Source organism: Pseudomonas sp. WS 5146, from assembly GCF_012985495.1.
Lineage (GTDB): Bacteria > Pseudomonadota > Gammaproteobacteria > Pseudomonadales > Pseudomonadaceae > Aquipseudomonas > Aquipseudomonas edaphica.
This window is the reverse complement of record NZ_JAAQWL010000007.1, coordinates 169,003-186,814: the sequence shown is the minus strand read 5'-3', so window position 1 is coordinate 186,814 and position 17,812 is coordinate 169,003. Positions and strand designations below refer to the sequence as shown.

The following is a 17,812-nucleotide window of genomic DNA, read 5'->3' as shown; positions in this document are numbered from 1 at the left end:
GTGCCCATGCAGAGAGGACGCCATGAGCACATCCATAAAAAAATCCCTCGAACAACAGTTGTCATCCAGGTCCCAGGCTTATCGAACGCTGGCGGCCTATATCCTGGCGAACCTCAAAGACCTGCCGTTCGAGAATTCGGCGCAGGTGGCACACAAGCTCCAGATCAGCGAGTCCACCGTCGGCCGATTCTGCCGGGCGTTGGGCTACAAGCATTTCAAAGACCTTAAACACGAACTCAAAGACGACCTGGGTGACAGCCCATGGCTGATCGGCGACCGGCTGCGCGCGTTCCAGGCAGAAGGCGATGCAAACCCGCTGGCCAACAGCCTGCAACTGGAGATCGCGGCGTTGGTGCGCGTTTATGAGTACACCCGCACCGAGCCTTGGCGCGTGGTGACATCAAGGCTGGCGCAAAGCCCGCAGGTTTTTGTCGCCGGTTTCGGCACCGAGCGGGGCATCGCCTGCTCCATGGTCCACATGTTGCAATACCTGCGCACAGGCGTGCATCTGGTGGATGGTGCGTCAGGGCATTTCGGTGAGGTGTTGCTGGCGCCGTCTGCCGATTCAATGCTGATCGTCTATGAAGCGCGACGCCATTCCCGCCAGTCTTTGCTTCTGTGCCAAGCGGCACGCAAACGCGGTATTGCGGTCACGCTGATAACCGACAATTTTTGTGAGTGGGCTGAGCAAAACGCCAACGAAGTGTTTCGGGTGTCTACCGAGTTTGATTTGTTATGGGACTCGACGGCCACCATGTTATCGATGACTCACTTGTTGATTAACGATATGTCGAAACAACTTGGGCCAGAAATGGAAGAACACTTGAATGCGATCGCCCAGTTGCATCAGGCGTTTGTGGGTTACACCCAGAGTTGACCGCTTACGCGTTATTTAAATAACGCTCTTTATTTAACTGTCATTAGCGAACTTGTTGGTTCGGGAGTAGCCCTGTGCGCGATCCTCGGTATGACATTCTTTTTGAACCGGTACACATCGGGCCGGTTCGCACGCGTAATCGCTTTTACCAAGTGCCGCATTGTAATGGCATGGGCCATGTGCACCCCTCAGCCATGGCCGCCATGCGCGGGGTCAAAGCCGAGGGGGGTTGGGGGGTGGTGTGTACGGAGGAGTGCGAGATCAGTCCGCTGAGCGAGTTTTCGCCCTATATAGAAGCGCGCTTATGGGATGAGCGCGACATCCCGGCGCTGGCGAAAATGTGTGACGCCGTCCATCTGCATGGGTCATTGGCCGGCGTCGAACTGGCGTTCAATGGCTATTCGGCGCCCAATCGCTATAGCCGCGAAATCCCCTGGGCGCCTTCCAATACTCCGGTGCGTGGTTACGACCCGGTGCAAGCCCGGGCCATGAGCCGCGCCGATATCAAGCAACTGCGCCAGATGCATCGCGCTGCTGCGTTACGGGCCCGCCAGGCGGGTTTCGACATCATCTACGTGTATGCCGGCCACGACCTTGGCCTGCCGTTTCACTTTCTGACCCCGCGCAATAACCGGCGCACCGATGAGTACGGTGGGGTGTTGGAGAATCGTGTACGGCTGTTGCGTGAATTGATTGAAGATACCCGCGATGCAGTGGGTGATCGTTGCGCAGTGGCGGTACGGCTGGCGGTGGATGAACAAGTAGCTGGCGGGCTGGCCTGCGAGGGCGAAGGCCGCGAGATTTTTTCGCTGTTGGCGGATCTGCCTGACCTGTGGGATGTCAACGTTGCCGACTGGTCCAACGACAGCGTGACTTCACGGTTTGCCCCTGAAGGTTTTCAAGAGGCGTTCCTGCTCGGGCTCAAAGCGCTAACCACCAAGCCGGTGGTTGGCGTGGGCCGGTTTACCTCACCGGACACCATGGTCTCATTGGTGCGTCGAGGTGTGCTGGACCTGATCGGCGCTGCCCGTCCCTCGATTGCCGATCCCTTCTTGCCAAAGAAGATAGAGGAAGGGCGTCTGGGGGAGATTCGCGAATGCATTGGCTGCAACGTCTGTGTCAGTGGTGACCACACCAGCACCCCGCTGCGCTGCACGCAAAACCCCACCTTGGGTGAAGAATGGCGGCGCGGCTGGCACCCCGAGTCGGTACCTCGTGCGCATAACCCCGCGCGTGCCCTGGTGGTCGGGGCTGGGCCTGCCGGCCTTGAATGCGCGCGGATACTGGGCGCGCGGGGCATGGAGGTGGCGCTGGTCGAAGGCTCGCGAACGCTGGGCGGGCGCGTGTCTCTTGAAGCCAGGCTGCCGGGGTTAGCGAGTTGGTCACGGGTGCTCGACTACCGGCTGGACGCCCTCAGCCGATTGCCTTCAGTAGAGATATATCGAGAAAGTCAGCTGCAAGCCCAGGACGTGTTGGACTTCGCCGCCGCCCACGTTTTTATCGCCACTGGTTCGCGCTGGCGTAACGATGGTCTGGGGCGAGCATTGCGCCAGGCCTTGCCGGGGTTGGAACATCTGCCGGTATTGACTCCGGATGATCTGCTGGCGGGGAGAGTCCCTGTTTCACCGGTGCTGCTCTTCGATGATGACCACTACTACATGGGCAGTGTATTGGCAGAGCAGTTGGTAGCGCTGGGCGTGGAGGTGATCTTTGTCACCTCGGCGCCGGATGTGGCGACCTGGACCCATAACACGCTTGAGCAACACCGCATCCAGCGCCGCCTGCTGGAACTCAATGTCACGATTATCGCCTCCCACTCGCTGGCGGCGGTGACGCCTGAAGGTGCGGTTGCCAGCTGTATGTACACCGGCCGGCCAAGGTTCATTCCCGTGGCGTCGTTGTTGCTGGTGACATCCCGTGAGCCTGAGCAAGGCCTGTACCAGGCACTCAACGAGGCAGATGAGCAACGCTTTGAGGCGGGTATTGAGTCGGTCGCATTGGTGGGGGACTGCCTGGCGCCCGGAACCATTGCGGCTGCCGTGTATTCAGGGCATCGGCTGGCGCGTGAGTTTGACGCGCCCGCCGGCTCGTTGGTCATGCGCCGCGAAATTCCTCATTTAGAGCTGTTGTAACGTCCTGCCGTGCAAACAATAACAAGGAATAAAATAATGAAAAAAATAGTGCTGATGTTATCGGTGTTGGCTTCCGTAGTGGTGAGCAACTTGGTGTCCGCCAACAACTATGAGGTCATACGCTTCGGTGCTGACCCTAACTACGCGCCTTTTGCCTATAAAGACAATACCGGCACTTTAGTCGGTTTCGAGATTGATATCGGCAACGCCATCTGCGCACATTTGAAGGTGCGCTGCCAATGGGTAGAAAGCGACTTTGACGGCCTGATTCCCAGCCTTAAGGCCGGCAAGATCGACGCCATACTGGCGTCGGTAACCGTGACCGAAGCTCGGCGCAAGATCATCGACTTCTCGTCGGAAGTTTTCTCCAGCCCCTCCGCTATGGTGTTCAAGGCCGGCACCGACTTTGGCGACGCCAAGGGCAAGTCCGTGGGGTATTTGCAGGGCAGTACTCAGGAAGCCTACGCCAAGCGTGTGTTGGCCCCTGAGGGCATGAAGGTGGTGGCCTACGCAGATCAGGAGCAGGTTTACGCCGACCTCGTGGCAGGTCGGCTCAACGCTTCGTTGCAGGACGCCCAACAGGCACAAAGTGGCTTTTTGCGTTCGCCCCAGCGTGCAGGTTTCGAATTGGGCAAGGTCATAGAGAGCGAGCTGATGCCTTCCATGAGCGCCATTGGCATCGCCAAGGGCAATCAGGCGCTGAAGACTCTGCTGGATCAGGGCCTGGCAGCGCTGCATGCCGATGGCACCTATGCTCGCCTGCAAGAACAGTATTTCCCTGGCGTCGACATGTTCAGCGGCAATTGACCGCCCGCCATCATATTTGGAGGGCGTCGTCATGCTGGAGACCGTTGCGCGCTTTGTCGCGACCCTGGAGGGTTTTGCGCCGTTACTGCTGCAAGGTGTATGGGTGACCCTGAAGCTGGCGTTGTTATCGCTTTTGTTGGGGCTGATCTTCGGTCTGCTCGGGGCGGGTGCCAAGCTGTCACGCGTCAGGGCTTGGCGTGTTTCAGCACAGGTTTACACCACCTTGATCCGTGGTGTGCCGGACCTTGTGTTGATGTTGCTGATCTTCTACGGCGTGCAAACCGGTGTGAGCCGGCTGACGGCTGTGATGGGCTGGGCCTACCTCGAAATTGACCCTTTGACTGCGGGCGTACTGACACTGGGGTTCATCTACGGTGCGTATTTTACCGAGACCTTTCGTGGTGCATTGTTGGCGGTGCCACGTGGGCAGGCACAGGCGGCCAAAGCTCTGGGTATGAAGCCTCGCCAAAGCTTCATCTACATAATCTTTGCGCAGATGATGCGCTTCGCCCTGCCGGGGCTGGGCAATAACTGGATGGTCTTGCTCAAGGCTACCGCGTTGGTGTCGATTATCGGTTTGGCAGACTTGGTCAAGGTGGCTCAGGTGGCGGGCAAAAGCAGCCAGCAGCTATTGAGCTTTCTATTGCTGGCGGGCTTTATTTATCTGCTGCTCAGCAGCGTCTCCAATGCGGTGCTGCGCCGGCTTGAGCGTCGTTACGGCGGCGCAGGGCAGGGGCGCGGCGATGATTGAGCTGATACAGGAATACTGGCGGCCGTTTCTCTATTCCGACGGGCAGCAAATCACCGGCCTGGCCATGACGCTGTGGCTCACCAGTGCTTCGTTATGCCTTGGGCTGCTAGTGGCGCTGCCGTTGTCCATTGCCCGGGTTTCAACCTGCTCGTGGGTACGTTGGCCGGTGCAGGGCTTTACTTATCTGTTTCGGGGAACGCCGCTCTATGTCCAGTTGCTGGTCTGTTACACCGGTATATACAGCCTGGCGGCTGTGCGAGAACAGCCGCTTCTGGAGGCTTTTTTCCGTGATGCGTTGAACTGCACACTGCTGGCCTTTGCCCTTAACACGGGCGCCTACACCACAGAAATCCTCGCCGGTGCCATCCGCTCCATGCCGCGCGGTGAAGTAGAGGCCGCAAGGGCGTTAGGGTTCGACGGCTGGAAGCTCTACACCTATCTGATCATGCCGTCGGCCCTGCGCCGCTCATTGCCGTACTACAGCAATGAGGTGATTTTCATGCTGCACTCCACCACGTTGGCGTTCACCGCCACGGTCCCCGATGTGCTGAAAGTGGCCAGGGATGCCAATGCCGCGACCTTTCTGACGTTCGAGTCCTTCGGCATCGCCGCGGCTATTTATTTATGCATCACCTTCGCTCTGGTCGGCCTTTTTCACCTGGCCGAGAAGCGTTGGCTGAGATTTCTTGACCCAAGCCGATAGGAGGTCGCCATGTATGAACGCGTGCATCAATTGCCAGCAACCGTGCCGGGTACGACGCGGCAGATTCATAGTTTTCACTACGGCCCGGCCAATGGCGTGGGCAAAGTCTATATCCAGTCTTCCCTGCATGCTGATGAACTGCCGGGGATGCTGTTGGTATGGCATCTCAAGCTAAGGTTGTTGCGATTGGAGGCCGCGGGCCTATTGCGCGGTCCGGTGGTGTTGGTGCCGGTGGCCAACCCCATGGGGCTGGAGCAAGTGTTGATGGATGTGCCTCAAGGCCGCTTCGATTACGACAGCCGGGAGAACTTCAATCGGCACTTCCTTGATGTCAGCCAACAGGTGGGTGATGCCGTCGAGGCACGGCTGACCGACGACCCCGAGGAAAACTTGCGGTTGATTCGTTCGGTGCTGGTTCGGGTGCTCGCCAGCCAAGTGCCTGCCAACCAGGTACAGGCCATGCGCCTGACGCTTCAGCGCCTGGCCTGCGATGCCGATATCGTGCTGGATCTGCATTGCGATTTTGAAGCCGTACAGCACCTGTACCTGTCACCGGAGCGCTGGCCACAGGTGGAGCCTTTGGCTCGCTACCTGGTAGCTCAAGCCTGCTTTATGGCGAAAGAAGCGGGTGGGCAGTCCTTCGATGAGTGCTTCAGCCTGTTTTGGCAGCATATAGAGGCGCGCTTCCCGCAACGTGTGTCGCCGCCCGGTTTTGCAGTAACACTGGAGCTGCGAGGTGTGGCCGACGTGAGTTATGAGCTGGCCGATCGGGATTGCCAGGGCTTGATTGACTACCTCACGCACGTGGGCGTCATCGAGGGCCAGGCACCTGAGCTGCCGCCATTATTGAGCCCGCCCACGCCGCTGGCCGGCGTTGAACCGGTGGTCAGCCCGGTGGGCGGGTTGATCGTGTTTTGTGCACAGGTCGGGGATTATTTAAGCGCGGGTCAAGTCGTGGCACACATCATTGACCCGATCAGCGACAGCGTGACGGCCATTGCCTGTACTCGGGAAGGTATGCTGTATGTGCGATCACTAAGGCGCATGGCCACTAGCGGCATGACGATTGCGCATGTTGCCGGTGCAGAGGCTTTCCGGCAAGGCTACCTGTTGTCGCCCTGAGGCGCGATTGGGTCGGGCAGGGGCGAAAAGGGCGAACGCCCGTCGGCACTCTGCAATTCCTGCAGGTAATTGCGGAAAATCTGGCCCAGCACCTGGGTGGCCACTTCCAGTTCATCACGCTGCATGTGCTCGGCGACTTCGTCGGCCGTGTCCAGCGCGTCTTCGGCACCGTTGACCGCTGCCATTTTCAGCACGATGTAGGCCTGGACGTTATTGGCCGGCACACCTTCGCCTTTGAAGAACATGTTACCCAGTTGGAATTGCGCCTGGGCGTGGCCCTGCAACGAAGCCTTTTCGAAGTAGCTCAGGGCTTTGTTGAGGTCGCGGGCCGGGTTTTTGTCGTCGTGGAAGTACTCGCCCAACTCGTATTGCGCCTGCGCATCCCCACCGTCGGCCTGTTTCTGGCACGCGCTCAGGGCTTCGGCCTGGCTGTCTGGCTGGGTATTGAGGGTGCAACGACCCATCGCTGGGATTAACAACGAGTTGCCGCCTGCCTGGGCATGTGCCAGCAGCGGCTGAAGGAGCAACAGGCAGCCCAGAACCAGGGTGCGGCCGGTGCGTTTCATGGGAATCGACTTACCTCTGACGGGGCACGCGGACCCTCGGGGGTCCAATAAGCGCGCATTATGAAATAAGCAGGCCCCTGCTTACAAAGTCTTTACTCGTTTTTCTGCTGCGTAGGCAAGTTATCTGCCGGATTGCAGGTGATTTCTCGAAAAATGCAGGAAATCTCTGTAGGCAAAGTAGCAAATCTGACGCTGCGAGGGGCAACGTCAGATGTGTGTGTCCCTTACTTCAGGGCTTGCTTCAGGGCGGCAAAAGCGCGCTCGGCAGCATCCAGGGTCAATTTCAACTCGGCTTCGCCATGGGCGATCGAGGTGAAACCCGCTTCAAAAGCGCTCGGTGCCAGGTAAACGCCGCCTTCGAGCATCAAGTGGAAGAAGCGCTTGAACAGGTCGGCATCGCTGCCCATCACGTCATCAAAGGTAACGATATCGTCGGCGCCGCTGAAGTACAGGCCGAACATGCCACCTGCTTGTGTGGTCACGAACGGGATACCCGCCGCATCGGCGCGCTGTTGCAGGCCATCGAGCAGGCGTGTGGTGTAGTCGGTCAGCTCGGCGTGGAAACCCGGGCGGCTGATCAGGCGCAGGGTGGTCAGGCCGGCCGCCATGGCCAATGGGTTACCTGACAAGGTGCCCGCCTGATACACCGGGCCAAGCGGCGCGATGTGCTGCATGATTTCGCGCTTGCCGCCGAAGCAGCCCACGGGCATGCCGCCACCGATGATCTTGCCGAAGGTGCTCAGGTCCGGCGTGACGCCGTAGTAAGCCTGGGCGCCGCCGAGGGCTACGCGGAAGCCGGTCATCACTTCGTCGAAAATCAGCACCACGCCGTGCTTGTCGCACTGCTCACGCAAACCTTCCAGAAAACCCGGTGCCGGTGGCACGCAGTTCATGTTGCCGGCTACCGGCTCGACGATGATGCACGCCACGTCCTGGCCGACTTCGCTGAGCATCTGCTCAACGGCAGCGATGTCGTTGAACGGCAGGGTCAGGGTGTGTTTGGCAAACGCGGCCGGCACACCCGCCGAGCTTGGCACGCCTTGGGTCAGCAGGCCGGAGCCGGCTTTTACCAGCAGGCTGTCGGAGTGGCCGTGGTAGCAGCCTTCGAACTTGATGATGCTGTCGCGGCCGGTGAAACCACGGGCCAGGCGGATTGCGCTCATGGTGGCTTCGGTGCCGGAACTGACCATGCGCACCATTTCCATCGATGGCACGATTGAGCACACCAGGTCCGCCATCTCGGTTTCCATGGCGGTCGGCGCGCCATAGGACAGGCCGTGTTGCAGCTGCTGACGCACCGCGTCGAGCACGTCCGGGTGGCTGTGGCCGAGGATCATCGGCCCCCAGGAACCTACGTAGTCAACGTAGCGCTTGTCATCTTCGTCGGTGACGTAGGCGCCTTCGGCATGCTTGAAGAACAACGGTGTGCCGCCGACGCTCTTGAACGCACGCACGGGGGAGTTCACACCGCCCGGGATGTGTTTCTGGGCATTGGCAAACAGGGTTTCGGAACGGGACATGATCGGGCTCTCTACACTTAAACTTTAAGAAGGTCGTTGAAGGCGCGGGCGCGGCGCGTGACTTCCTGGGTGCTGTCGGCACCGAACAGGCCGTGTACCACGGCGAGCAGGTCGGCACCGTGGGCCACCAGGGGGGCGGCGTTCTCCAGGGTGACGCCACCGATCACGCAGATCGGCAACTGCAGACGCGTGCGGGCCTGGGCCAGCATGTCGAGCGTGGCGGCCGGCGCGCCAGGCTTGGTGTTGGAATTGAAAAAGCGGCCGAAGGCGACGTAGCTCGCGCCTTCCTTGGCGGCCTGCTCGGCCAGCACGATCTGGCTGTGGCAGGTGGCGCCGATGATGGCTTTGGAGCCGAGCAGTGCACGGGCCGGGGTCAGTGGGCCGTCGGTTTGGCCCAGGTGTACGCCGACGCCCAGGCGCGCGGCCAATTCGGCGTCATCGTTGATGATCAACTGGGTCTTGTAGCGTGAGCACAGCTCGCGCAGTTTCTCGGCCTCACGCAGGCGCCGGGCTTCGTCGCTGCTTTTGTCGCGGTACTGCAACAGGGTTACGCCACCGTCCAGTGCTGCTTCGACGTAGGCGAGGAATTTGCCGGCCAACAGTTGGCTGTCGGTAATGGCGTAAAGGCCACGTAGTTTCATCGAGCAGGCCTCTTGTGCGGTTAAGAGCAGAAATCCAGCGGCAGACGGCGCGGCACAAACTGGCCCTGGCCGAGTTGTTCGGCGTCACGCAGGGTGCGCCAAGTGTAGTTGAGCGCCGATTGCACCGCGCTGGCCAAGCCTTCGCCCTGGGCGATCCGGCCGGCCAAGGCGCTGGCAAGCGTGCACCCCGAGCCGTGATAGCTGCCGGGCAGGCGCTGGCAGGTAAAGGTCTGGCGCGTGCCGTCGCGGCTGTACAGGCGGTTGTGCACTTCATGCTCGTCGCCGTGGCCGCCGGTGATCAGCAGATGCTTTACAAACGGCAGCAGCTTCTCGGCGCATTCGTCCGCCGTGCCCTCGGGCAATTCGGCGAGGATGCGCGCTTCCGGCAAGTTCGGCGTAGCGATCAGCGACAGTGGCAACAGCCGCTCACGCATGGCATAACCGACTTCGTCCTTGCCCAGGCTGCCGCCGCCACCGGCGCGCAGCACCGGGTCGCAGACCACCGGCAGGTGCGGGTGCGCCTGCAGCAGTTCGACCACGGTGTCGACCATCGCGGTGGAACCGAGCATGCCGAGCTTCACCGCCGTCACTTCGGAGTCGCTCAGCACGGCATTGGCCTGGGCCAGTACCCACTCGCGGTCGAGCACGCGAAAATCGCTGACATTGACAGTGTTCTGCACGGTCAAGGCAGTGACGGCCGGGGCCGCATGACAGCCTTGTGCAAGCAGGGCTTCGATATCTGCCTGCAAGCCGGCGCCACCACTGGGGTCGTGGCCGGAGAGACAGAGGACAACGGGGCGAGAGCTGTAGATATTCATGGTGCGCGAGCTTACCACCAAACGCTTTTGGCGTGGCTGTTGGGCGAGAGGCGAATTTCCCGCTTATGTTTATGGTTTGGCTTGGCTGGTTTTTTATTCGGAAAGCGCTTGAGATGCCCGTTCTAGAGCCTTTCAAAAAATTATTTCAATGGTGTCCAATGGCCTCTAGCGGCTATGCTAGAGTGGATCCAAACAACTTAATGTATCGCCGGTATACGTCTACTCAAAAGGAATGGGGGACTTTTGACATAACCGGACAGGCCACGCTGGGGCTCTATGCGCTATTTGCTGATCTTTTTATTGTGCGGGCTGCCGATGCTCGCCAGCGCCATCGAGTTCAACCCGGATACTCGAAGCCTGCCGCTGGGCCGCGTCATGCAAGTGTTCGAAGACCCAACCGACGCCCTCACCATCGCCGATGTCAGCACTCCCGCCTTCGCCGCCCAGTTCAAACCCCATGACAAAGCCACCCTCAACGCCGGCTATTCACGCTCGGTGTTCTGGCTCAAGGTCGACCTGCATTACACCGCCACTGATCCTCGCGCCCCGCGCACCTGGTTTCTGGAGTTGGCGTACCCGCCGCTTAACCAACTGGACCTGTACCAGCGCGACAGCACCGGCAATTACCGCCTGACTACCCGCACGGGCAGCACCCTGGCGTTTTCCAGCCGTGAAGTGCGCCAGGCCAACTACCTGTTCAAGCTCAATTTCGTGCCTGACCAGCAGCAAACCGTGTACCTGCGCCTGCAAAGCCAAGGCTCGATCCAGGCACCGCTGACGTTATGGTCTGCCACCGCCTACCTGGAGCAACAGCCACTGCGCCTGTATGTGTTGGGGGCTATCTATGGCGTGTTACTGGGGATGCTGGTCTACAACCTGTTCATCTACTTGAGCGTGCGCGACACCAGCTACCTCTTTTACATCCTCTATATTGCTTCGTTCGGCCTCTACCAGCTCTCGGTCAACGGCGTGGCGGTGGAATATTTCTGGCCGAACAATCCATGGTGGGCGAATGCGGCGGTACCTTTCCTGATCGGTTCGGCGGCGTTGTTCGGTAGCTTGTTCGCGCGCAGTTTCCTGCACACCGCGCAGCACAGCCGCTGGCTTGACCGGGTTTTGCTGGCATTGGCAGCGGCTGGCGCGTTGGTCATGGTGCTGGCGCTGCTGACCAGCTACGCCGTGGCCCTGCGTTTGGCCACAGGTTTGGCGCTGGTGTTTACCGTGACCATCTTTGTGGCCGCCATCAAGGCCTGGTATTGCGGCCAGCGCATGGCGCGTTACTTCATCATCGCCTGGTCGGCGTTCCTGCTGGGCGGGGTGGTCAACACCCTGATGGTGTTGGGCTACCTGCCCAATATGTTCCTCACCATGTACGCCAGCCAGCTCGGCTCGGCCATCGAAGTGGCGCTGTTGTCCCTGGCCCTGGCGGACCGCATCAACGGCATGCGTGAGCAGCAGGCGCAGATCCTGTTCGACGCCAGCCAGAAGCTTGAAGTGCTCAACCAGCAATTGGCGCGCAGTAACCGCCTCAAAGATGAATTCCTCGCCACGCTGACCCACGAACTTCGTACCCCAATGAATGGCGTGATCGGCTCGTTGGAGCTGATGCAGACCGTGCCGCTGGATGACGACCTTGCCCAGTACCAGCAAACCGCCGCCGGTTCTGCGCGGGACATGATGCGCATGGTCAACGGCATTCTCACCCTTACCGAATTGCAGGCCGGGCGCCTCACCGCCCATCCCCAGGTCTTCAGCCTGCGCGGCACGCTCGACACCTTGCGCCAGCAATTCACCGCCAGCGCGCACAGCAAAGGCCTGGAGTTTTCTATCGACGTGGCCGATGAACTGCCGGACCGGGTGATTGGCGATGCCGGCAAACTCACCCAATGCCTGGATTGCCTGCTCGACAATGCCTTCAAGTTCACCCACGAAGGTGCGGTGCGCTTGCGCGTGGTGGGTGTGCCGCACAGTGACGGCGAACTGCGCCTGAGCTTCATCGTGACCGACAGCGGCATCGGCTTCGCTTTCCTCGATGAGGCCACGCTGTATCAGCGCTTCTTCCAGGTCGACGGTTCGATGACGCGCGAATACGGCGGCCTGGGCATCGGCCTGGCGATTTGTCGGCAGTTGATCGAACTGCTCGGCGGGCGCCTGACCCATCATTCCGAGCCCCGCAAGGGCAGCCGCTTCCAGTTGGACATGAGCGTCAACCCGGTGCCGCCCGAGCCAAAGCCGGCAACGCACAAACCCCACGCGCAACGAGCGCCCCAGGAATGTACGGTGCTGTTGGTGGACGACAACAGTGTCGGCCAATTGGCGGTACGCGGCATGTTGCTCAAGCTGGGTTATCGGGTGAAAACCGTGGATAACGGCCCGGCCGCCTTGGCGCTTTTTCAGGACCAAACCTTTGATGCGGTGCTGCTGGATATACCCGAGGGCGGCTTCTCGTTGTGCTGTCAGATTCGTGCGCTACCCGGCTGCGGCGAGCTGCCGGTAATTGCCCTGAGCACCTCGCTGCACGCCCCGGATCGAGAGCGTTGCCATGGGGTCGGCATCACCGAACGCCTCAGCAAACCCGTACGTTTCGAGGCGTTGCAAACGGTGCTGGAGCGGCACCTGTTGTGCCCGTTAGAGGGCGAAAGCGCCGAACAATAGGCGGGTATGCCACTTTTTTAAGCCCGATGACGGTGCTTAACTGAAATTCAGGCCTCAACTGCACGTGGCCTATTTTCCAGGAGGCCCGTCATGAACCTGCATCAATTTGCCGAAACCCACGACGTCACCAACCAGCCGCCGTCCCTGGACGGCACCAACCTTTATCGTATCGACCTGCCCCTGCAAGAATGGTCGCGCCGCTTTGGCGCCGGCTGGGCGCAGGCGCGTATTGATGCGTACGGCGCGCTGGCCGGTGGGCCGTTGATGGCGGCCGGGTTCCTGGCGAATCAGAACAAGCCGGTGTTCAACAGCCATGACCGCTACGGCCATCGCATCGACCTGGTGGAATTTCATCCGGCCTATCATGAACTGATGCGCACCGCCGTCGAGCATGGCCTGCCATCGCTGCCGTGGGCGCATCCGCAGCCCGGTGCCCATGTGGCCCGCGCCGCCATGACCTACCTGCACAGCCAGGCCGAAGCCGGCAGCGGTTGCCCGTTGACCATGACCTTCGCCTGCGTCCCGGCCCTGCGCCTGCAACCGGACCTGGCGAAGACCTGGTTGCCGAAAATCCTCAACACCGAATACGACCCACGCAACGTCGGCATCGCCCACAAAGCCGGCGCCACCATCGGCATGGCCATGACCGAAAAGCAAGGCGGCACCGACGTGCGCGCCAACACCACCCGTGCCTATCCCGTGGGCGCCGGCGGCCCCGGCCAAGCCTATGAGCTGGTAGGGCACAAGTGGTTCTGCTCGGCACCGATGTGCGATGCGTTCCTCACCCTGGCGCAGACTGACAAAGGCCTGACGTGTTTCCTGCTGCCAAGGCATCGCCCGGATGACACACGCAACCAGTTCTACATCCAGCGCCTGAAAAACAAACTCGGCAATTGCTCCAACGCCTCCAGCGAAGTGGAGTTTCGTGGCGCCCTGGCCTGGATGGTTGGCGAAGAAGGCCGGGGCGTGCCGACCATAATCGAAATGGTCGCCATGACCCGTTTCGACTGCATGGTCGGCTCCAGCGCCTTGATGCGCCAGGCGTTGACCCAGGCCAGCCACCATTGCGCCCATCGCTCAGTCGGCGGCCGCGTGCTCAGTGAACAACCGTTGATGCAAAACGTGCTGGCCGACCTGGCGCTGGAGAGCGAAGCCTCCCTGGCCTTGAGCATGCGCATGGGGCGGGCGCTGGACCATCTGGATAACGAACAGGAAGCCAAATTTGCCCGGCTGGTGACGGCGGTGGGCAAGTATTGGATCTGCAAGCGCGCACCGGCCATGATCAATGAGGCCGCCGAATGCATGGGCGGCGCCGGGTACGTGGAGGACAGCATCCTGCCGCGTCTTTACCGTGAGGCGCCGGTGAATTCGACGTGGGAAGGTTCCGGCAATGTGCAGTGCTTGGACGTGCTGCGGGCATTGTCCAAAGAACCGGGCGTGCTGGAGGCATTGTTTGTCGAACTGGGCGATGGGCATGGTGACAAGCAGCTGGCGCGGCATATCGAGCAATTGAAGTCGGCGTTTATGGACACTCAGGACATCCAGTACCGCGCGCGGCAGTTGACCGAGGACATTGCCGTGGCGTTGCAGGCCAAGCTGTTGCTGGAGGCCGGGAATGCGCTGGTCAGTGACGGGTTTATCGCCAGCCGCCTGGGGGCATCGTCCGGCCGCGTGTATGGCACTTTGCCGCGCGGGATGGATGTGGCGGCGATCGTTACCCGTTCAACTCCACAATCCCTCTGATTGAACACGGTCAAAATGTGGGAGCTGGCTTGCCTGCGATGGCGGTGTCCCAGCCAAGTATTCAGTGACTGACACACCGCCATCGCAGGCAAGCCAGCTCCCACCTTTCAAAGCATTCCAAACCCGGTGTTTCAGTGAGGCCGGGATACAGGCAAGATAAAGGCCTGCAAGTCAGAACACAGGATGCTTACCGTGACCGAAGCTTTTGTTGTCGTTCAAACCGCTGAAGAAGCCGTGGACCGGCTGGCGGCTCTGCATGAGCGTGCCACTGGCGCGCTTAACCAAGCCCTCAAGCAATACCTCAAGGACCGCGTCGAGCCTGACGCCGAACAACGTGCGCAGTTCCGCTACCCGGAACTGCGCCTGACCTACCACTGCCACGGCGAAGTCCCACAGACCACCCGCGCATACGCCAAGGTGCAATTGCCGGGAACCTACAGCGTGACCGTCACCCATCCGGCGGCGTTCCGTAAGTACCTGCTGGAGCAACTGGTGCCGTTGATGCACGACTTCACCGTGACGGTGGAAGTCGGCGTCAGCCAGCAGAATATTCCCTACCCGTATGTGGTGGAGCAGGGTGATGAACTGGCTGGCTCCGGTGTCACCGCCGCGACCCTCGCCCGTGTGTTCCCCAGCACCGACTTGTCTGCCGCCACCGACGGCATTGCCGATGGCCTCTACGACTGGGAAAACACCGACCCGCTGCCGCTGGCGTTGTTCGATGCGGCGCGCGTGGACTTTTCCCTGCGCCGGCTGGTGCACTACACCGGCAGCGACTGGCGCCATGTGCAGCCATGGATCCTGCTGACCAACTACCACCGCTATGTTGACCAGTTCATCCTGCATGGCCTGGAGCAACTGCGCAGCGACCCGCGGTTTATTCGCATGGTGCTGCCGGGTAACGTGATCATCGACAAGAGCATGGACCACGGTGAAGCGTCGGCCATTGCCGCAGGCGTGGTCTGGCATCGCTACCAGATGCCGGCCTATCACTTGCAGGCCGCCGACGGCCACGGTGTGACGCTGGTGAACATCGGCGTTGGCCCGTCCAACGCCAAAAACATCACCGACCACCTGGCCGTGCTGCGCCCGCATTGCTGGCTGATGATCGGCCACTGCGGCGGCCTGCGCCAATCCCAGACCATCGGCGACTACGTATTGGCTCACGCCTATATGCGCCGCGACGGGATTCTCGACCGCGTAGTCCCGCCAAACATCCCGATCCCGGCCCTGGCCGAAGTGCAGATGGCCTTGCAGCAAGCCGCTGCCAACGTCACCGGCGAAAAAGGCGAAGAGCTGAAAAAACGCCTGCGCACCGGCACCGTGCTGACCTACGACGACCGCAACTGGGAACTGCGCTGGGCGCAAGAGCGGCCACTGATCAACCTGTCCCGCGCTGTGGCGGTGGACATGGAAAGCGGCACCATCGCGGCCCAAGGCTACCGTTTGCGGGTTCCGTACGGCACTTTGCTGTGCGTGTCGGACAAACCGCTGCACAGCGAGATCAAGCTGCCGGGCTCGGCCAACGCGTTTTATGAGCGTGCGGTCAGCCAGCACTTGAAAATCGGCATCGAGGCGGTGGATTTGTTGCGCACCGAACTCAACTCGCTGCACTCGCGCAAACTGCGCAGTTTCGACGAGCCGCCGTTCCGCTAAGCGGTTGGGATGGTCATTTAGCGGTCAGGCCACTAGCATTGTCGGTCCTGACCGTTAGATGTTCCTTTGCCATGTCCCGTCCTGCCCGCCCCGATTCGCGCCGCCCTGGCGTGAAACCCCCGTACTCCGCAACGCGGCGTGTCGCCAAGGCGCCACCGGCCGAGCCGAAGTTGATCCTGTTCAACAAGCCCTTCGATGTGCTGACCCAGTTCAGCGACGAAGGCGGGCGCGCGACCCTCAAGGATTTTATCGATATCCCCGGCATCTACCCGGCCGGTCGCCTGGACCGTGACAGTGAGGGGCTGTTGCTGCTGACCAACGATGGCCAGTTACAGGCGCGCATTGCCGACCCCAAGCACAAGCTGGCGAAAACCTACTGGGTGCAAGTTGAAGGCGAGCCCACCGAAGAGCAGTTGCAACGCCTGCGTGACGGTGTAGAGCTTAATGACGGCATGACCTTGCCCGCCGAAGCGCGGCAGTTGGACGAGCCCGAACTGTGGCCGCGCAATCCGCCGGTGCGCTTTCGCAAAAGCGTGCCGACGCACTGGCTGGAGCTGGTCATTCGTGAGGGGCGTAACCGCCAGGTGCGGCGCATGACCGCTGCGGTGGGCTTGCCCACCTTGCGCCTGGTGCGCGTGCGTATTGGTGACTGGTCGATTGATGGCCTGGACCAGGGCCAATGGAAGGCAGTGCCGGCGCGTTTATAAAGCGCCGGACTCGATCAGGCCGATCACCACGCTCTTGATGATGAACGCGGCCACGCCCAGGCCCAGCACAAAAAACAGGATGAACGACCCAAAGCGTCCGGCCTTGGATTTTTTCGCCAGGTCCCAGACGATAAAGCCCATGAAGATGATCAGGATGGTGACCAGGCCGGTCATCATCCATTCTTCAAAGAGGGCGGGGTCGATGTTGTTCATGGGGATTTTTTCCGACAGGGCAGGCGGGAAGTATAAAGCAGGGCTTCAGGCACAACATTGACCTGCGTCGTAACGCGGTCAATGTGGGAGCTGGCTTGCCTGCGATAGCGGTGTGTCAGCTAAGGATATGCCACTGATCCACCGCTATCGCAGGCAAGCCAGCTCCCACAGGGGATCACCAGTGTGCTTGAGGTCAGGTACGCAGGTGCGTCAACGGCAGCTCGGTGCTGTTGAGCACCTGGTTGAGCACAAAGCTCGACCTTACGCTGGTTACGCCTTCAATCCGGGTCAAATGCCCCAGCAGCAATTTCTGGTAGTGGTCCATGTCCGGCACCACCACTTTCAACTGATAGTCCGCATCCATCCCGGTGACTAAACTGCATTCCAGCACTTGCGGCAGGGTGCGGATCGCTGCTTCGAAATTCTCGAAACGCTCCGGCGTGTGACGGTCCATGCCGATCAGCACATAGGCTGTAAGGCTCAGGCCCAGCATCTTGCGGTCGAGCAGTGCAACCTGGCGTGAGATGTAGCCGTCGTCTTCCAACTGCTTGACCCGGCGTGAGCACGGCGACGGCGACAGGCCGATGCGTTCGGCCAACTCCTGGTTGGAGATCCTCGCGTCGCGCTGCAATTCAGCCAAAATACTCAGGTCGTATCGGTCAAGCTTGCTCATTGGGTTGGCCTTTGTCGTAACTATTGCGGTGAATTATCTATGAAGGGTTAAAAATTGCGCAAGCACTGTTTATTGACGCAATCTTCGCAATCATCTGTCGGACGTTGGCCTGTATCTTTATCAACAGAATCACCGCCTGGACAACAGTCCACTGCAGTTGGCCCAATCAGGCCTGCTGCGGCCGCCGCCCCAGCAGGGTTGAGCCGGCCTCCAGGCTGCACACTGTCC

At 60.6% G+C, this 17,812-nt stretch carries 16 protein-coding genes; 10 read left to right on the top strand and 6 right to left on the bottom strand.

Translation table 11 applies throughout. The features are described 5' to 3' along the window. The first annotated feature begins 22 nt into the window (after positions 1-22). From HBO41_RS19110 to HBO41_RS19085, 6 genes are all read left to right on the top strand, one after another. The gene (locus HBO41_RS19110; protein ID WP_169987385.1) at positions 23-877 is read left to right on the top strand and encodes a MurR/RpiR family transcriptional regulator; all 855 of its coding nucleotides are present in this window, start codon (positions 23-25) and stop codon (positions 875-877) included. A 74-nt stretch (positions 878-951) separates the two neighbouring features. Further along, positions 952-3,009: an FAD-dependent oxidoreductase gene (locus HBO41_RS29705; RefSeq protein ID WP_169987383.1), complete on the top strand. Its 2,058-nt coding sequence runs from the start codon at positions 952-954 to the stop codon at positions 3,007-3,009. Positions 3,010-3,045: 36 nt separating this feature from the next. Further along, a complete protein-coding gene (locus HBO41_RS19100) occupies positions 3,046-3,816 on the top strand; it encodes a transporter substrate-binding domain-containing protein (RefSeq protein WP_169987381.1) in 771 nt (256 codons plus the stop codon). A gap of 31 nt (positions 3,817-3,847) precedes the next feature. Further along, complete coding sequence (locus HBO41_RS19095; protein WP_169987379.1) at positions 3,848-4,567, top strand: ABC transporter permease; 720 nt, start codon at positions 3,848-3,850, stop codon at positions 4,565-4,567. Continuing rightward, entirely contained in the window at positions 4,560-5,270 is a 711-nt protein-coding gene (locus HBO41_RS19090) for an ABC transporter permease (RefSeq protein ID WP_169987377.1), read from the top strand. The genes HBO41_RS19095 and HBO41_RS19090 overlap by 8 nt, the downstream gene beginning before the upstream one ends. A gap of 9 nt (positions 5,271-5,279) precedes the next feature. Continuing rightward, positions 5,280-6,392 (top strand): succinylglutamate desuccinylase/aspartoacylase family protein, encoded by a 1,113-nt coding sequence (locus HBO41_RS19085; protein ID WP_169987375.1) that lies wholly within the window; start codon positions 5,280-5,282, stop codon positions 6,390-6,392. On the opposite strand, the gene HBO41_RS19080 is transcribed toward HBO41_RS19085, so the two are convergent. From HBO41_RS19080 to HBO41_RS19065, 4 genes are all read right to left on the bottom strand, one after another. After that, positions 6,374-6,958 carry a tetratricopeptide repeat protein gene (locus HBO41_RS19080; protein WP_056861983.1) on the bottom strand — a complete coding sequence of 195 codons (585 nt, stop codon included), beginning with the start codon at positions 6,956-6,958 and terminating at the stop codon, positions 6,374-6,376. The two genes, HBO41_RS19085 and HBO41_RS19080, sit on opposite strands and share 19 nt — an antisense overlap. A 224-nt stretch (positions 6,959-7,182) precedes the next feature. After that, entirely contained in the window at positions 7,183-8,478 is a 1,296-nt protein-coding gene (gene hemL, locus HBO41_RS19075) for a glutamate-1-semialdehyde 2,1-aminomutase (protein ID WP_169987373.1), read from the bottom strand. Positions 8,479-8,495: 17 nt separating this feature from the next. Continuing rightward, positions 8,496-9,119 carry a thiamine phosphate synthase gene (thiE, locus tag HBO41_RS19070; RefSeq protein ID WP_169987371.1) on the bottom strand — a complete coding sequence of 208 codons (624 nt, stop codon included), beginning with the start codon at positions 9,117-9,119 and terminating at the stop codon, positions 8,496-8,498. A 20-nt stretch (positions 9,120-9,139) separates the two neighbouring features. Beyond that, a complete protein-coding gene (locus HBO41_RS19065; RefSeq protein WP_017136071.1) occupies positions 9,140-9,937 on the bottom strand; it encodes a hydroxymethylpyrimidine/phosphomethylpyrimidine kinase in 798 nt (265 codons plus the stop codon). Between the two features lie 276 nt (positions 9,938-10,213). On the opposite strand from HBO41_RS19065, the gene HBO41_RS19060 reads away from it, so the two are divergent. From HBO41_RS19060 to HBO41_RS19045, 4 genes are all read left to right on the top strand, one after another. Beyond that, complete coding sequence (locus tag HBO41_RS19060) at positions 10,214-12,592, top strand: hybrid sensor histidine kinase/response regulator (RefSeq protein WP_017136072.1); 2,379 nt, start codon at positions 10,214-10,216, stop codon at positions 12,590-12,592. 90 nt (positions 12,593-12,682) lie between these two features. Continuing rightward, positions 12,683-14,335, top strand: coding sequence for an acyl-CoA dehydrogenase family protein (locus HBO41_RS19055; RefSeq protein WP_169987369.1), 1,653 nt, complete (start codon positions 12,683-12,685; stop codon positions 14,333-14,335). A 183-nt stretch (positions 14,336-14,518) separates the two neighbouring features. Then, complete coding sequence (gene amn, locus HBO41_RS19050; RefSeq protein WP_169987367.1) at positions 14,519-15,991, top strand: AMP nucleosidase; 1,473 nt, start codon at positions 14,519-14,521, stop codon at positions 15,989-15,991. 71 nt (positions 15,992-16,062) lie between these two features. Further along, the gene (locus HBO41_RS19045) at positions 16,063-16,698 is read left to right on the top strand and encodes a pseudouridine synthase (protein ID WP_017139357.1); all 636 of its coding nucleotides are present in this window, start codon (positions 16,063-16,065) and stop codon (positions 16,696-16,698) included. Here the strand turns inward: HBO41_RS19045 and HBO41_RS19040 are convergent. Together HBO41_RS19040 and HBO41_RS19035 are read right to left on the bottom strand one after the other, a co-directional pair. Continuing rightward, complete coding sequence (locus HBO41_RS19040) at positions 16,693-16,902, bottom strand: DUF2788 domain-containing protein (protein WP_025999909.1); 210 nt, start codon at positions 16,900-16,902, stop codon at positions 16,693-16,695. The two genes, HBO41_RS19045 and HBO41_RS19040, sit on opposite strands and share 6 nt — an antisense overlap. Before the next feature lie 202 nt (positions 16,903-17,104). Beyond that, positions 17,105-17,584, bottom strand: a complete 480-nt coding sequence (locus tag HBO41_RS19035; RefSeq protein WP_003176264.1) for an Lrp/AsnC family transcriptional regulator — start codon at positions 17,582-17,584, stop codon at positions 17,105-17,107. Positions 17,585-17,812 lie beyond the last annotated feature (228 nt).

Bases quoted from the DNA above. Each gene is read 5' to 3' on its own strand.
- HBO41_RS19100 (WP_169987381.1), top strand. From the start codon at position 3,046: ATGAAAAAAATAGTGCTGATGTTATCGGTGTTGGCTTCCGTAGTGGTG.
- hemL (WP_169987373.1), bottom strand. From the start codon at position 8,478: ATGTCCCGTTCCGAAACCCTGTTTGCCAATGCCCAGAAACACATCCCG.
- HBO41_RS19090 (WP_169987377.1), top strand. From the start codon at position 4,560: ATGATTGAGCTGATACAGGAATACTGGCGGCCGTTTCTCTATTCCGAC.
- HBO41_RS19110 (WP_169987385.1), top strand. From the start codon at position 23: ATGAGCACATCCATAAAAAAATCCCTCGAACAACAGTTGTCATCCAGG.
- HBO41_RS19045 (WP_017139357.1), top strand. From the start codon at position 16,063: ATGTCCCGTCCTGCCCGCCCCGATTCGCGCCGCCCTGGCGTGAAACCC.
- HBO41_RS19095 (WP_169987379.1), top strand. From the start codon at position 3,848: ATGCTGGAGACCGTTGCGCGCTTTGTCGCGACCCTGGAGGGTTTTGCG.
- HBO41_RS19055 (WP_169987369.1), top strand. From the start codon at position 12,683: ATGAACCTGCATCAATTTGCCGAAACCCACGACGTCACCAACCAGCCG.
- HBO41_RS19035 (WP_003176264.1), bottom strand. From the start codon at position 17,584: ATGAGCAAGCTTGACCGATACGACCTGAGTATTTTGGCTGAATTGCAG.
- amn (WP_169987367.1), top strand. From the start codon at position 14,519: ATGCTTACCGTGACCGAAGCTTTTGTTGTCGTTCAAACCGCTGAAGAA.
- HBO41_RS19085 (WP_169987375.1), top strand. From the start codon at position 5,280: ATGTATGAACGCGTGCATCAATTGCCAGCAACCGTGCCGGGTACGACG.
- HBO41_RS19060 (WP_017136072.1), top strand. From the start codon at position 10,214: ATGCGCTATTTGCTGATCTTTTTATTGTGCGGGCTGCCGATGCTCGCC.
- thiE (WP_169987371.1), bottom strand. From the start codon at position 9,119: ATGAAACTACGTGGCCTTTACGCCATTACCGACAGCCAACTGTTGGCC.
- HBO41_RS19080 (WP_056861983.1), bottom strand. From the start codon at position 6,958: ATGAAACGCACCGGCCGCACCCTGGTTCTGGGCTGCCTGTTGCTCCTT.
- HBO41_RS19065 (WP_017136071.1), bottom strand. From the start codon at position 9,937: ATGAATATCTACAGCTCTCGCCCCGTTGTCCTCTGTCTCTCCGGCCAC.